The 14,350-nt window shown below is 58.1% G+C and carries 10 protein-coding genes; 3 read left to right on the plus strand and 7 right to left on the minus strand.

All coding sequences use genetic code 11. The features are described from left to right. Positions 1-7: 7 nt before the first annotated feature. The 7 genes from PRZ01_RS13975 to PRZ01_RS14005 all read right to left on the minus strand — a co-directional run bounded on the left by PRZ01_RS13975 (position 8) and on the right by PRZ01_RS14005 (position 7,191). Positions 8-1,291 (minus strand): restriction endonuclease subunit S, encoded by a 1,284-nt coding sequence (locus PRZ01_RS13975; RefSeq protein ID WP_273597414.1) that lies wholly within the window; start codon positions 1,289-1,291, stop codon positions 8-10. Beyond that, positions 1,288-2,904, minus strand: coding sequence for a type I restriction-modification system subunit M (locus tag PRZ01_RS13980; protein ID WP_273597415.1), 1,617 nt, complete (start codon positions 2,902-2,904; stop codon positions 1,288-1,290). Before PRZ01_RS13980 ends, PRZ01_RS13975 begins: the two co-directional genes overlap by 4 nt. Positions 2,905-3,116: 212 nt before the next feature. Beyond that, a complete protein-coding gene (locus tag PRZ01_RS13985; RefSeq protein WP_273597416.1) occupies positions 3,117-3,413 on the minus strand; it encodes an H-NS histone family protein in 297 nt (98 codons plus the stop codon). Between the two features lie 445 nt (positions 3,414-3,858). Further along, entirely contained in the window at positions 3,859-4,176 is a 318-nt protein-coding gene (locus tag PRZ01_RS13990; protein WP_273597417.1) for a hypothetical protein, read from the minus strand. 168 nt (positions 4,177-4,344) lie between these two features. Beyond that, positions 4,345-5,067: an HNH endonuclease family protein gene (locus PRZ01_RS13995; protein WP_273597418.1), complete on the minus strand. Its 723-nt coding sequence runs from the start codon at positions 5,065-5,067 to the stop codon at positions 4,345-4,347. After that, positions 5,067-6,539: an ATP-binding protein gene (locus PRZ01_RS14000; protein WP_273597419.1), complete on the minus strand. Its 1,473-nt coding sequence runs from the start codon at positions 6,537-6,539 to the stop codon at positions 5,067-5,069. The genes PRZ01_RS13995 and PRZ01_RS14000 overlap by 1 nt, the downstream gene beginning before the upstream one ends. Before the next feature lie 121 nt (positions 6,540-6,660). Next, positions 6,661-7,191: an OB-fold nucleic acid binding domain-containing protein gene (locus tag PRZ01_RS14005; RefSeq protein WP_273597420.1), complete on the minus strand. Its 531-nt coding sequence runs from the start codon at positions 7,189-7,191 to the stop codon at positions 6,661-6,663. 432 nt (positions 7,192-7,623) lie between these two features. Between PRZ01_RS14005 and PRZ01_RS14010 the strand changes: the two genes are divergently transcribed. The 3 genes from PRZ01_RS14010 to PRZ01_RS14020 are packed head-to-tail and all read left to right on the plus strand — an operon-like array spanning position 7,624 to position 14,329. Continuing rightward, positions 7,624-9,771: a helix-turn-helix domain-containing protein gene (locus PRZ01_RS14010; protein ID WP_273597421.1), complete on the plus strand. Its 2,148-nt coding sequence runs from the start codon at positions 7,624-7,626 to the stop codon at positions 9,769-9,771. Beyond that, positions 9,768-10,298 (plus strand): hypothetical protein, encoded by a 531-nt coding sequence (locus PRZ01_RS14015; RefSeq protein WP_273597422.1) that lies wholly within the window; start codon positions 9,768-9,770, stop codon positions 10,296-10,298. The genes PRZ01_RS14010 and PRZ01_RS14015 overlap by 4 nt, the downstream gene beginning before the upstream one ends. A 56-nt stretch (positions 10,299-10,354) precedes the next feature. Further along, positions 10,355-14,329, plus strand: coding sequence for a PIN domain-containing protein (locus tag PRZ01_RS14020; protein ID WP_273597423.1), 3,975 nt, complete (start codon positions 10,355-10,357; stop codon positions 14,327-14,329). The last annotated feature ends 21 nt before the right edge of the window (positions 14,330-14,350 follow it).

The raw sequence follows: 14,350 nt of genomic DNA on the forward strand, positions 1-14,350 counted from the left end.
AGCTAGGTCATACCGCCATACTTGCGTCAGCGTTGATACGCCACTCGCCGGTGAGCAGCTTTTGCATCAGGCCGCGCTTCAGAGTGCCGTAGTTCGCTTGCTTGAGGCGAAGTGACGCAAGCTTCGATTCAGCGGTGGCCAATATTGAACCTATCCGTTGCTGCTCCTCATAAGGGGGCATTGCGAAACGTAGTTGATTCAAAGCTTGTTGTGTGATTTTTGGTTGGGCGGTTCCGCTTGCAAGGGACGAGTAGTCTATTGATTCAAGCAGTTCGACCAAGAATTGAATGTCGCAACCAGTCTTGGGGCGAAATACATGCGCGTGGTTGTTCACCCATATCTTCCCCGTTGCCCTGAATGCTAGGGGCAGGTTCCTAGAGAGCACGTTCTCCCCATCTTCTCCGAGAAGAATGAAGTCGCCATCGAAGATGAAGCCATCAATCCAGTCGATAACCCCTGATGCTCCGTAATAGGGGTAGGCGCCTCGGCGAAGGGCTCTGTCCGCTTGCTTAAGGGGAATTCGTTGTCTGTCTAGGTTATCCACAACCTCATTTAGCGAACGAACATCCCAGGTCATCGGAATCGAGCCCAGTTCACTGGCTTTGAACTCGACATGCTGCACCCAACGGCCATCGGCACCCCGAGTGCCAACGCCTCGACTGAATAATGTCTGCATCAAGCCCTGCTTAAGGGTCTGGGTGGCTTCAATCTGCCGGGCAATCACATCCAGCTTGTCGTCCATAGCCGTGAGGATTGCTGAGATTTTTCTCTGCTCGTGAAGTGGCGGAAGTGCGATTGGGGTACCACGAACTTGCTGCAGACTAATCTGCGGATACGCTTGCCCAGTGAGGATGGCGCGGTAGTAGGTTGCGTATCCATCGTGCTTCAGGCACTGATAGACATAGTCGACATCTGCGCTGGCTTCGCCTAAGACTCTGATGCGGGCAATGTGCTGATTGATATTTGCCGTGGTGTAACGTTCCGGAGCCTTTGCAACGCGGCCAACGTTGCCCGTAATCGTCATCAGCAAGTCACCAGGCTTCACCTCGGAGCGACTCATCTGACGATGGGCTGCTGCTGAGATGAAGTTCATACCTTTTGCGTTGAACCCGTTATCGGTCACGCATTCGCTGCGAAGAAAGGGAACTCCGGTGGCTTCATCAGCCCAGTCATGGCCATAGGTCGTAGGAGTCCCTCCCTTCGTAATGAAGTCGGCAAGGCTTTCTAAAGCTTGAATTGCCCAGGACGCGGGCACATGGCCGACGACAGCCTCTATGCGCTCGTTCTTCATTTGGCGAAACCTAGCTCTGCCAGATAGGCATTGAGCCTTGTATCAATCTGCGCCTCTTCCGCAGCCAATGCGTCCAACCGTGCCAAGGTCGCAGCGACATCCACGACCTCTTCGGATTCACCGTTGTCGATGTAGCGGGCAATATTGAGGTTGCCTCCGCTGCTGCGAATTTCGTCGAGCGCTACTAGCCGGCAGAAGTTCTCCACCTCAGTCTGACGCTCAAACGCTGCCTTGTGGGTGCCGGCAATGTGAGCAATGTCTTCGGGCCTCAAGGTGTTCTGCGCCTTGCCCTCCGCGTAGTCGCGGCTGGCGTCGATGATGATGACCTTGCCCTTAAGCGCAGCGGGCTTCCGCTTGTTGAGAATCAGCACGCAGGCGGGAATGCCGGTGTTGTAGAACAGCGCCGAGGGCAGGCCAACGACGGCCTCGATGAGGTCGCCCGGCTGGCTGCCGCTGGCGGCATCGGTGCCAAACAGCAACCCTTCGCGAATCCTGCCTTCCTCGCCGCTTCGGAACAGCACGCCGTGCGGCAGGATGATGCCCATGCGGCCATCGGCCTTCAGGCTGGCCAACATGTGCTGGGCGAAGGCGAGGTCGGCATAGCCGCGCGGCGGCACACCGTAGGAAAAGCGGCCAAACGGGTCGCTGACTTCCTTGTAGCTTGGGGTCTTGGGTTTCTTGCCGTCGCGGCCTTCGCTGTCCTGTGCCGCTTCGCTTTCCAGCTCAAGCGGCGTCCACCAGGCTTTGGCGGAAAACGGCGGGTTGGCAATTACCCGGTCAAAGGTCTTGAGGTAGCCGCCGTCCAGATGCTTGGGCTCCACCAGCGTGTCGCCGCGCTCAATCTCGGCCCGCATGTTGTGCAGGTAGAGGTTGAGCTTGGCGATGGCCCATGTGCCCAGGTTCTTTTCCTGGCCGTAGAGCAGCGCGTTGGGCCGGTCGCCAATCAGCGTGCCACCGGGCAGCTTGGCGACGTGGTGCGCGCTTTCCACAAGCATGCCGCCGCTGCCGCAGGTGGGGTCGTACACGCTGTGCCCAGGCTGTGGGTCGATGAGCTCCACCACCAGTTGCACCACGGCCTTGGGCGTGTAGAACTCGCCGCCCTTCTTGCCCGCATCGTCGGCAAATTGCTTGATGAGGTACTCGTAGGCGTCGCCCAGCATGTCGGCCTTGTAGAGGTCCGCATTGCCCAGCTTGTACTGATTGAAGTGGCGCAGCAGCCGCTGCAGCGTGGCGTCCGCCAGCACACGCTTGTCGCCGTACTGGGTGGCGGTCAGCACATGCTGCAGTTCGGTATTGTTCGCCTCGATGGTGGCGAAGGCCTTGTCCAGCGCCTCGCCGATGTTCTCGGTGCGGGCAATCAGGCTGGGCCAGCGGGCGTCCGGCGGGAAAGCTCCCCATTTGTCCTGCACCTCGGCCAGGGCGTCCAGCTTGCTCAGGCCGTCAACGTCTTGCAGCTGCTGGACGCGCTCCTCAAACACGTCGTTGAATCGCTTGAGGAACAGCAGGCCAAAGATGTAGTTCTTGAAGTCCGACGAGTCGATGGAGCCGCGCAGGATGTTGGCGGACTCCCAGAGCCAGCCTTCTAGGGTTTCGAGAGTCAGTTGATTTGCCATGGGGCTTTGTCGGTATATGCGGCCGGCCTGGAATCACTCGGCCAGTACCACCTGTTGTAAGTCGCCAGCGAGGCCGATGCCCTCTAGCCGCCAGCGCTTGAGTTATTTGATTTTTTGGAATGCCAGCAAGATTCCGACATGACCGCGCATGAGCGCAGCTCAATTTTCCACCAAGGACCGAATCCACCTCGGCGGCGCTTGGTGAAGCGCTTCTAGACCCTGAAGCTGTCCAGCGACGCTCCGGCCTCGACAGCGGCCCGCAGCCACTTCGGTTGAAGACCTCGGCCGGACCAAGTGTTTCCCGTGGCGGGGTCGCGGAACTTGGCGGCAACGGTGCTGACCTTGCGTTCCTTCCGAGACGACGCTGCCAAATCCTCTGTAGTGAGGCCGTATTCAGCCATGAGCGCTTTCACTTGGCCAATCGCGTCATTGCGGGCGCCGTTTTGCATTTCGGCGATTTGGGCCTCAAGGGCTTCGCGCTGTTTCAGAAGTTCGCTCAGGTTTGCCATGGATATACGGGCGCAGTGGAGATTGAAGGGCTCTAGGATACCCGCGAGCCAATCGACGTGCGGGGATGGAGCGCTACTGCCGTGTACCCTACCCAGACAGCTTTTGATGGCCTTGGGGAAGCCGGGCGCTTCCGGACGACAAAAATCGGACCCGCGATGGGCTGAGCCGAAACCACCGCCGAAGATTTGGCGTTGACCTATATCGCCGCTTCGTCGCCGTGCTGCTCAGCGGATTACACTGCCCGCGGGCTTCGGCTCTGCCGTAGCCTCCTGCTTTTCCTCCCTGAGCAGGAAGCTCTACGCGATGACAGCGAACGGGCTTTTGGCCCCGACCGCATGGTCGGGGTCCTTCTTTGAAAGGGTGTCCCGGAAGGGCGTTGTCCGCACTGACTGTCCCCGGGGCATCGATGCCGCAGAGCTTTTCGCTAGGCTCCGCCTCCGACATCTACGACGCCCGTAGGGCGGAGGTAGGGTCGAGGGCGTATCGCCAAGCACTAGACGCTTGAAGTGCCCTGCTCAGAGCCGAGGACGTGAGGTCGATTGGCTTCATCGACTCGGCGTCGTAGATGCCGCAATCAAGCGTTGCTGCGACGTCGAGAAGCACAAGAAGAAACTGGTCTGCCTCCGACCTTGCATCGATGCGAGCGCTGAGTTCGAAGCGCAAGTCGTCCGCCCACGCGAGGTCGACGCGGTTGCCGTCGTCGAGACCGTAGACCAGCCCCTGGTCCAGCATGGGCCAAGGGCGCCCCATGTGTATGAGCAAGGCTGCCTCCGCACGCGACCTCATAGATGCCGGCAAGGCGATGTCCTCTGGCCTTCTCGCGAGGGTTACGTCGTACTGCCACGTGGCCATTGAGTGAAGCTTCTATCTTTTGCTATGCCGTCCTGTCCCAAATGGCTCGTGAAAACCAGGGTCGCCGACTGGGGCCAGTTAGACATCAAGCAGGGCGCGCAAATCGTCAATTAGTGCCGCTGACTCCAATGAATGCTGCGCCAAGCCTTCAAGCGCGGTCAGGATTTCTTGCTGCTTTCTCTTGGTTTTGTAATCGTAGAATTTCACAAGCAGTTTATAGGCCTGTGACCTTTGATTTGCGCTAAAGCGCCTTGCAAGCCTGGTCGCATTTATGGCTTTGATTCCGCAAATTTCAATTGTCTTCTGCCCCTTCGCGTTTTCAGGGATAGCAACAACGCGGTCATACACATCGTATGTGAGATAGTCACCCCATTCGTCCAAATGTGGATGAACCAATAGGTAGTCAGCTGATGCCTTGGGGACGGCCCCAGGCTTACCCGCAGCTACAAGAACGTTCTTGTTCGACTTATGACCGTTGCAGACGATGCACGATGCCGCAATGTTATCAAGCTCAAACATCAGATGAGGGTGCTCATCCTTGTCGATTATGTGCTCGGCGTCGTACCCTCGCTTATTCGGTTGAATTTCACTACTGCAATAGCAGCACATCGCGTTTTGCTGCCAGAAATAATGGTCTTTGACTTCGGTCTTGTAGGCTGAAATGAGAGCTTTGTCTACGGCTTCGGTAGTGCCCCAGAACTTATTGTCGGCAGCACCTTTCGACTTTAATTGCAAGTGTTGAGCGTTTGAAACTGTATTAAGTGCAGCGAGCACCGCAGCTCTTTGGCGAACATCAGGCATTACGATGCTCCTCCAGCGCGGCCATTTGGTAGGTCGGTTGTTTCAACGGCGCGCAGCGCTTGTCGGATTGAAGCAAGAGTTTTGCCGTTGTCTTGTTTGTACTCCGAATACAACGACTGCAATTCGTGTAGTCGAATCATGGCGGCGGCGCGTTCAACTGGGGTCCCGCACTCCGCATCCACTATCGAATTGAAAATTTCGTTCGCAACGTGGGTGCTTCCTTCAAGAGGGGTTGCGAAAACGTCAATCAGTGTTTGCTCGACCGAAATTGCTTCCGGCTCACCAGCTACTGATTTCTCGACGATTGAAACTGTCGGCTGTGCACTTCCGTCGCTAAGCTGTTTTAACTGATTGATGTTTGCATGCAGTTCCTGCGCACGTTGCACGATAAGAGGTGAGTGCGTGGCCACGATGACATGACACTCTTCAAATGGCGAAAGCGCCGCGGCTAGGTGGTCAATGTATTCCGCCTGCCATTTGGGGTGAAGACTCAGCTCGGGCTCGTCAATTAAGACAAGCGAGTTATTGTCTAGAGATGAGGCTAGCCCAATTATTGAACACAGCATTTGTTGTTGCCCGGAGCTTGCCTCTGAAATGTCAAGCCGCGGCATGTCAAATGGATGTAAATGGAATGCTTCGAGGTCTACAAGGTTTAGTTGCCTTAGCACCGAGATGGCTTGAAATACTGCGTACTCGCGCGAAATGCTGTCGATTTCGAGGCGAAGTTCGATATTTTGATTTGAATTTCCCTTTAAGCCGATAGCTTGCCTAAGGGCTTCGTTGAGTAGGTCCGAAAATGGCTCAATATTCTTCTCGTTGAGTTCTCTAGTAAATCCACGAAGTGTTCTGTCTATCCTCAATTCTTCGGAATTCTGTTGAAGATATGGCAACACTGTGTCGTGCCGTTGCAGTTCTTCGAAAAGCTTGTTGAGGAGTGGATGCCTCTCGTATTCCAGGTCGATTCTGGGGTGAAACTTTAGCTCGTGCAGAACTCGTAAAATTGAGCCTGTGGATTTGGTTGACTCACTCAATCGAATAAGAGCATCTTCCAGGATTCTGCTGGAGGTTTCGTGGCCTACCGAACGAGAGCCTCTATGCAGTCCGACGCATACATAATTGCTTTGTCGACGTTTGGATTCTCCGTAGTTTTGCGCAAGGCTTGTCCGGCCAACAATAGGCGCTGGGAACCGACTAAATGGACTAAACGTTTGAGCTATTGTTCGGGCCGGTCCATCCTTGTATGCCTCGCCACTGCGTTGACTGAATAGATGTCCCGACCCAAGCCAACTTATTTGTACTTCCTTCTTGGGGTGGCTTGCGGACGGGCGAAAGAATTGAGCAAGTGATTCGAGTATTTCAGTCTTGCCTGTACCATTTTCGCCAGTCAGCAAGTCGACCTGATTACTATGCCATTGCTTCCCGTCCGGAAAAGTCAAGTGGCCTCGCCCTGTTTCTATATCTAGTACTCTCATTTGTATTCTCCCTTCGACCACTAATTTCCGTTAGGAATGTGGTCTTATTTCTGTCGTCGTCAATTGCTCAGCTTGAACGACATTCTATGTACTAAACATACCAAGTTGGTCCCGCTTAAGCCTAGTGAAAATCCCTGCTGGGCGTGCTGAGGCTTCCGAGCATCGGCGTCAGGTCTTTCGCAAAGGTGACGATGATGTTCCTGACCTCGCCTTCTCGCTGCCAGCGGCCCTTAACCGCCAGTAGCTTGGCGCCGAGGATGTCCGGTCGCTGCCGTTCTAGGACATCGCGCCAGACGACCAGCTGTACGTCTCCGGTTTCGTCTTCAAGGCTGATGAACGTGACACCGCTCGCTGTTTCAGGCTGCTGCCGCACCGTAACCAACCCCGCATGGCGCTCCGCGCGGCCATCAGGTAGGTCGTGAAGGTCCGCAGCAGTGCTGAATTTCAGCTCCGCAAGCTGCCCCCGAATCAGAGCCAACGGATGGCTTCTCAGCGAAATTCCGAGAGCCGCATGGTCCCAGAGCACCTCTTCTTCCTCTGGCGCAGTGTCGAGCGCGAGGTAGTCCTCTTCAATGCGTGCGTCGCGTTGAAGCTCAGGTGTGCAGGTCCATCCGGCTGCATCCCACACCTGTTGTCGACGTTGGCCCGACAACGCCAGCCTTGGCCTGGCAATTCGGCATCGAGCGCCGAGAAGCCTGTCGGTATGGTTAGCTCAGCAGCACGCCCGAGTTGGTCGCCTCTCCAAACGGCGGCTTCCACCTCAGGCGGCAGAGCTCTAAGTGCGGGTGGTGACTGCTTGGCGTTTTGCGACGGCGAAGCTGCAGACAGTTCCGGCACCGCTGGCGGAATGCGGAACACGAATGCTCACAAAATACTGTATGCACATGCAGTATTTCGAGGCAAACAGGATGTCCAGTCCAAAGTGATGCGTCTGTCTCGTTCCGATGGCTGCAACCATTTAAAGCAAGATTTCTAAGAATTTCATTAAATTTGAGAAAGATTGCAATAGTCGATGTGAATGTCTATGATTTCTTTCATGGTCTTGCGTGGATATGACGCCAGACCGACGAAACGGAGCACGCGTATGGCCACTGATGAAGTCTTATCTGCAGTCGAACTCGGACGACACCTGATGCAAGTGCGAGAGCGCAGCGGCATCAAGCAGGCCGAGTTGGCGAAGCGCGTCTCGCTCAGCGCGGCCGTTCTGTCCCGCATCGAAAGTGGGGACCGTCCTGTCACCCGGGAGGAAGTCCAAGACATCCTTGTTCAGCTAGGTACGCCGGAGGCGGCTGAACTGGCAAAAGCGGTTCAGCGGACATGGAAGGTGCTTCCCCGGCCTCCACTGGACCATCCAGACCAAGACCTACTCTGGGACGCTGACCTGGTCGCCCATGAGCTAGTCGAACTTCGAGAGCGGCCTGACACGCCCCATGCGTTTGAGCGCCGGCTTTCTGAGTACATCGACGAGCTCGGCCGTGGCGCCACCATGCTGCTCAAGCGCGAACATCAGGTTGCTTTCATTGGCAGCATTGGCGTTGGCAAGTCCACGGCCATTTGCAAGATGACGGGGCTCGAAGTTCAGAAGGATGACGGGACGATGACACCCGTCCTCGAAGTCGGTGGCGGTGGCATCACCGTATGCGAAGTCCATCTGCGCACCGGCCCTGAGTTTGGCCTTATCGTCGAGCCCAAGGGCGATGATGAATTGCGGCAAGACGTCCTGGACCTGGCCGATAGCATCCTCAAGGGGGTGCCAGCACCTGACGAAGACGGCCCCAGCGGGCAGGAGTCACAGGGTATCTCGAAGGAAGTCGCGAGGGCGCTGCGCAATATGGCGGGCTTAGCCGTTCAGCGTCCTAAAGGGGCGGACGGCAAGCGGACAACCGTCGACCCGGCCAAGCAGCTCGCACAACAGTTCCCCACCCAGCGCGAGTTCGTGGTGGAGGTGCTCAGCCGCATGGACCTGCATCGCCGTGACAAGCGGGACATCTGGTATGACAGCGCGTCTGGCAAGGCGCCTAAAACTTGGCTGCGGGAAACGTTCGCCGCCATCAACAACGGCAGAAGCTCGGAGTTCACGCTGCCACGCCGTATCGAGGTTGTGGTACCTGAGAAGCTGCTCCAGGTCGCGGACCTGACGGTGCGCTTCATCGACACCAAGGGCATCGACCGGAACGCAGCGCGTGAGGATATCGAGTGCCACTTCGACGACCCGCACACGCTGGCGGTCCTCTGCTCCCCCTTCAACAATGCGCCAGCAGCCGAAGCGCGGCTGCTGCTTGAACGAGCCAAGGACGCTGGCATTCGTACGCTGGATACCAACGCGGCCTTGCTCGTTCTTCCTCGACCGACCGAAGCACTGGCAATGAAAGACGACGCCACCAGCGCGCCTGTCGAAAGTGCCGAGGAAGGCTATGAACTGAAGGGCGAGCAGATTGCGCTTGCATTGGAACCCCTTGGTCTGCAAACGCTCGGAGTCGCGTTTTACAACGCGAACGAGGACCCCGCAGCCTCCGCCCAAGAGTTCCTGCTCGAGCGTCTGACAAAAGCGCGTGCCGCCTTCCGCACGCGCATTGCCGAGGCTACGACTGGTGCCCAGGCACTGCTGCGCAATCACGGGGAAGAGCGTATTCATGCAGTCCTGCGAGACGCCGGCGAGACGCTGCACACGTGGGCATTGCAAAACGCAGCGGTTCAACCCGTGCAGGGCCACGTGCAAGAAAGCTTGATGGCGCAAATCCAGGTCGCCTATGCAAGCACGGTGCGGGCGGCAGTTCGCCGCGAAGGAGAGTGGCCGCAGCTCAGCTACTCGCACCACATTGGCTACGGCGCTCGGCGCCTTGCGGTAATGGCACTGGAGAAGCCCGTCGAGCAGTTCACTGGACACTGCAGGCTGATGGCGGCAACTCCCAGCTACGCTGAGGCGGCTGACTTGCTGGTCCAGGCGGAGCGTGTGCTGACCGTTTCGTATGAAGAACTGCTGCGGAAGGTCCAGCTGATGGGTCAGACGGTTTTCAAGGACGCCTTGAAGGCCGACCCGATGCTTTGGCAGGCTTGCATGGACGAATGGGGTCAAGGCCCGGGCTACAAGAGCCGCGTCGCTGGACACAACCGCGACTGGTTCAACGATGGGGCTCGACGGAAGCTGCAGGATGAACTTCAAGCCCTCATTGCGCGGGAATGGACCCGCGCGTTGGCCAACGTGACGGCGCTGCTGGAGCCTCAGCAATGATTAGCCAGCTTCTTGCCGTCGTTGAGGTCGACAAGGCTGACCGCGTCGTCTGTCAGGCCGTGGGCTGTGGCCATGGCGTGTTCCGTCGCATCCACGTCGTTCGCCACGGCGACGGAAGCCTGGGCGTGTACGGCTCCGATTGCTTCGGCAAGTTGTTCGGGCAGCTTGCCAACAAGGCTCCGCAATATGGCAGTGGGGACGGACGTGAGCTGACGCCCGAAGAACGGCTGATGCTGGCCGAGAACACCGAGCGTCTTGTCGCGCAGTTCGAAGCGGAGTACCAGGCGCTCGCTGCGCAAGAACGGCTTCGGCGCGAGCAGCAAGAAATGGTCGAACGTGCCGCTCAAGAGCGTGCCGAACGACTGCGGGCGGAAGCCGAGCGACGACGGCCGCCGGCGCCGGCGGAAATTGCCAGCGTCGAACGTGCAGCCAAGGCACTCGTGCGTCAGAAGTTCAATGTCGACCCCGACGCTCCAGGTTGGCGTGGGCTGGTCCTAGTGGAAGCTCGAAAGTTGCTCGGTCGGTAATCGGCGGGGAGAGCGTTTTAGGTCTATCGAGCCCGCAAGCAAGGGAGAAGAACAAGATGGCGGTTACGAACGAGTTGGCTTTCCCGGAAACCGAGGAACGCTTCGAAGAGATGTGCTTCCACCTCTATCGGATGGAGTGGAAGGACCCGGGATGCACGCGCCTTGGCGGGGTGGGCCAGGGGCAGTTTGGCCTGGACATCATCGGAACTCACGGCGCGCAGCAGATTGGCGTGCAGTGCAAGCACTACGTCAAAAAGGCGTTCACGCTCGGCACTGTGGAGAAAGACGTCAAGCTGGCTGACGAAGCTGGCATTGCCGTGGACCACGTCATCTTCGCGACGACGGCGGCCAACAAGACTGAACTCGTGCTGAAGGTTCGTGAGCTGAGCAATGCCCGGAAGAGGGCAGGCAAGTTCACCGTCTCCGTTGCGTTCTGGCAGGAACTGTCCGGCATGCTTCGCCTGAACAAGGAAGTGGCACGCGAATACATTCCCGGATTCCCGGGCGGCACTCTCTTGCTGGTCAAAGAGGTTGCTAAAGAAACGCTGGCCATCGTTCGAAGCAGCAGCGAAAGCGATGTTGAATTTCAGGCGGACATGCGTGGGCAACTCACCGGCATAACTGACCGCATGTCAAGCATGGCAGCAGCGGCGAGTCTTCCCGAGTCGCGCGGCACCGAAGCAGAACCGCTGATTGCGAAGAACCTGGACCTTGTTCGGGCCAAGTTGCTGGAATGTCGCCCGAAAGAGGCATTCGAGCTTTTGGATTCTCTGGGAAACCCAGACCGTTTCAGCGACACCTACTCGCAGTTTCGTTGGCACACCAACCGTGCCGCCGCTCTCCTGCTCGACGGAAAGAAGTCCGACGCCGCACGCGAGTACTTGGCTGCGGCTGCGATAGAGCCCAAGCTGGAAAAGGCTTGGAGCAATCGCGCGCACGGTCATCTGCTTCTCGACGATGCGAACGCGGCACTGGAGGCCACCCGCGAGGGGCTGGCCGCCTATCCTGAAAGCAGTCCGCTGTGGGCCTTGCATGTCGCGGCAAAGCAGCTCTTGGGCGATGCTGAACCCGACCGCGACGTGCCGAAGCACATCCTGGACACCGCAGATGTCAGGTTCACGCTTTCGCACGTGCGCTACAAGCAAGGTCGGCTCGAAGAGTCGCTCGACCTGATTCGTCTTTGTGCTGAAGGCGAAGCTCCGTCGCTCGAGGTGAGGCGTTGCTATCTCGCAGCGGCACTTTCCTGGGCCATCGTGGACCCGGCGGCAGCTCATCACGACCAACTGTTGCCGAAGCAGCGCAACGCGCTTGCTGATGCGCTTCGTCTCTTGGAACCTCTTGAGGCGACACTCGGTGCTCTCCAGGTTGATATTGTCTCGGACGAGTTGAGCAACAACGTGTGCATGGCTCTGCTGTTGACCAGGAACTCCGTTCGGGCACGCGCTATTGCGGTGACCGGCCTTGCGCGACACCCGAACTCTGAAGGGTTGCTTCGGATTCGGATGCACGAACTGGCAGACAAGGAGGATTTTGCGGGCCTGCATCAGTTGACCCAAGGCCGATACTGCGAGCTACCGACATCTACCCTAGCTTCGTTGGCTGAGATGTCTGCGAACGAAGGCGATTTGGCCTGGCACCAGTCGGTGATGGTGGTCCTCGATACACGCCAACACAGCGAACAGCAGACTACGGAACTCAGGGCTCTCACCAGCCATGCACACTGGCAAGCGGGCGATAAGGACAAGGCGCTTCAGCTCTCCCGTGAGTTGTTGGCGGAACATCCACACCATGTCTTGACGCATGCGATGCTGGCCAGGCGACTGATGCAGAAGGGCGAGCTCATCCCGGCTGCTGAACAGGTCGAACTCGCGGTGCAATCGCTGCAGCCAGGCAGTCCGATGGGCGAAGTCCTTTACGTCGCGGACTTGCTGTATGACCGGCACCTGTATCCGGAAGCCGCTGGTGTCTACGAACGGGTGGTGACGTCGCCGGCCGGAAACGGTCTTACGCAACGGTTTTTGGCATGCCTCATCGAGAGCGGTCAGCGCCGCAAGGCGCGTGGAATCCTTGATGCATTGGCTCCCGAGGTTCGAGACTCGCCAAGCTTCCGCCGCATTGAATCCAACCTGGCACGGCAAACAGGCGACTGGCCGCGAATGCGCGATGTCCTCAAGCAGGAGCTTGACCGAGTGCCGACCGATTCCGGCGTTGCCGTCGGCTACATCGGCGCGCTGCATCGCATACCCGCCGAGAAGAACACGCTGGAGGCATACCTGGCCGGCGACCCGACCTTTGACGGGAAGCAGCCGTTCAACGAGGTCGAAATCGCCAAATACCAGCGGGAGCATGGGCTTCCTGGGCTGGCGCTCAAGCGCTTGTACAGGCTGTTCCGTTCACACCCGAACGACTCGGCAATCGGGGGCTATTTCCTGGCGCAGGTCCTGATTGGGACGTTGGCGCCCGAACTTGCGCAGGCGCCCACGGTAGTGGCTGCCGGTGTTGTTATCCATTTGCGCTCGGACGCCGAAGCTCGCGACATCGCCATCGACTTCGATGACGCCGTCGTGGGCGCAAGCTGGCCGGAATTGGTGACGCCAAGTTCGGACTTGGCGGCGAAGCTTATCGGCAAGGTCGTTGGCGACAAGGTCTCGCTGTCGAGAGGCATCGGCGACGTCGAATATGAGGTCGCTGGGCTTTCGTCCATTTATGGTTTTGCGGCATCGAAAGTCCATAAGCTGCTCGCAGAGACCGCCAACCCAGGCGGTCCAATGTGGAGTGTCAATCTTGCAAAGGCAGATGGGTCATTCGACTTCGAACCATTGTTTGCAATGGCAAAACACAAGTCGGAGGGCATGGCCGACGCCCTGAAAAACTATAAGCAGACCCGCTTTCCCTTGGCGTCGCTGGCCCAGATGGTTGGCACTGAGCCACTGACCTTAATGGTGGATTGGCCATATTCAAAGGCGTCCCTCTTCGTCAGCCTCGGAACGCAGGAAGAGCGCGACGCGGCACTGCAGCTTCTCGAAGCCGGGGGCAAGCGATTCGTGATTGACCTCCCAACCTTGGGTGAGCTGGTTGGGACCGGTGTATTCCGAAAGGTGGCTCCGCTACTGGGTCCGCCCTTGGTGTCGCAGACCGCGAGGGAAGAGCTGACCACCATCATTCAATCCCAGGAGACCTCGCCATCGAGCATGTCCCTGAGGGAGGAGGATGGCAAGTACATCCGTGAAGAAGCAACACAGGAGCAATTGGATGTTCGCCTGGCTTTTCTTCGAGAAATGTTGGCCTGCATTGACGAGCTTTGCGAGGTAACGCCCGTTCTTGGGCCGAAAGACATCACGGACAACCACCGGATACTGGAGAGGCTTCTCGACAGCGCGACTCTGGACGCGGTCTATCTGGCCCTAGAGCACGATGCCGTACTGCTGAGTGACGACGGCGGGCTGCGTTTGGCGGTGCCTGCCGTCGGGCTGACCAACGCAATCGCTGTACAGCCACTGCTCATGTTCGCCCGAGCGCGCGGTGCGATTGACCATTCGCTCTACGTCGATGTGGTTATGGGCAAGCTCGCGCGCAACCACGACTTCATCAGCGTTCGCACGGAAGACTTGGTGGCCCTTGCGCGCCGCGACACCGCCAAAATAGCGGCGAGCGTCGTGAACGCCTTTGATACTTTCCGAAGTCAAACCCTGGACCTTGCGTCCGGCGTGCTGGTTGCTGCCGAATTCTTGGCCAATGTGGTGCCGTTGTGCCCGCCTGCAATTACTGCGGAGTATTTCAGGATAGCCTTGAAGGCACTGCAACAAGACCGTCCGGACCTAGCCGATACCGTTCATCGTTCGTTGGTTGCGGCGGTGGAACATGGAATGGCAAGCCTTCCAAAGAAGCAGGTCAGTCCGCTTCGCCGTCAGCTGGGCGCACTCTTGAATCCTCCCGAGAGGGAGCCTCAACGCATTGAGCTGACGGCAGTGGCTCGAGCATCCAAGGAACTCATCATTCGTATGCAGCGGCTCGCTGAGCGTACGCGGTAATCGGTATGTACTCGGAGTGCC

This window comes from Roseateles koreensis (assembly GCF_028595305.1).
Classification (GTDB): domain Bacteria; phylum Pseudomonadota; class Gammaproteobacteria; order Burkholderiales; family Burkholderiaceae_C; genus Paucibacter_A; species Paucibacter_A koreensis.

Coding starts and splice junctions, on each gene's coding strand:
- PRZ01_RS13985 (WP_273597416.1), bottom strand. CDS start 3,413: ATGGCAAACCTGAGCGAACTTCTGAAACAGCGCGAAGCCCTTGAGGCC.
- PRZ01_RS14015 (WP_273597422.1), top strand. CDS start 9,768: ATGATTAGCCAGCTTCTTGCCGTCGTTGAGGTCGACAAGGCTGACCGC.
- PRZ01_RS13995 (WP_273597418.1), bottom strand. CDS start 5,067: ATGCCTGATGTTCGCCAAAGAGCTGCGGTGCTCGCTGCACTTAATACA.
- PRZ01_RS14010 (WP_273597421.1), top strand. CDS start 7,624: ATGGCCACTGATGAAGTCTTATCTGCAGTCGAACTCGGACGACACCTG.
- PRZ01_RS13980 (WP_273597415.1), bottom strand. CDS start 2,904: ATGGCAAATCAACTGACTCTCGAAACCCTAGAAGGCTGGCTCTGGGAG.
- PRZ01_RS14000 (WP_273597419.1), bottom strand. CDS start 6,539: ATGAGAGTACTAGATATAGAAACAGGGCGAGGCCACTTGACTTTTCCG.
- PRZ01_RS14020 (WP_273597423.1), top strand. CDS start 10,355: ATGGCGGTTACGAACGAGTTGGCTTTCCCGGAAACCGAGGAACGCTTC.
- PRZ01_RS13975 (WP_273597414.1), bottom strand. CDS start 1,291: ATGAAGAACGAGCGCATAGAGGCTGTCGTCGGCCATGTGCCCGCGTCC.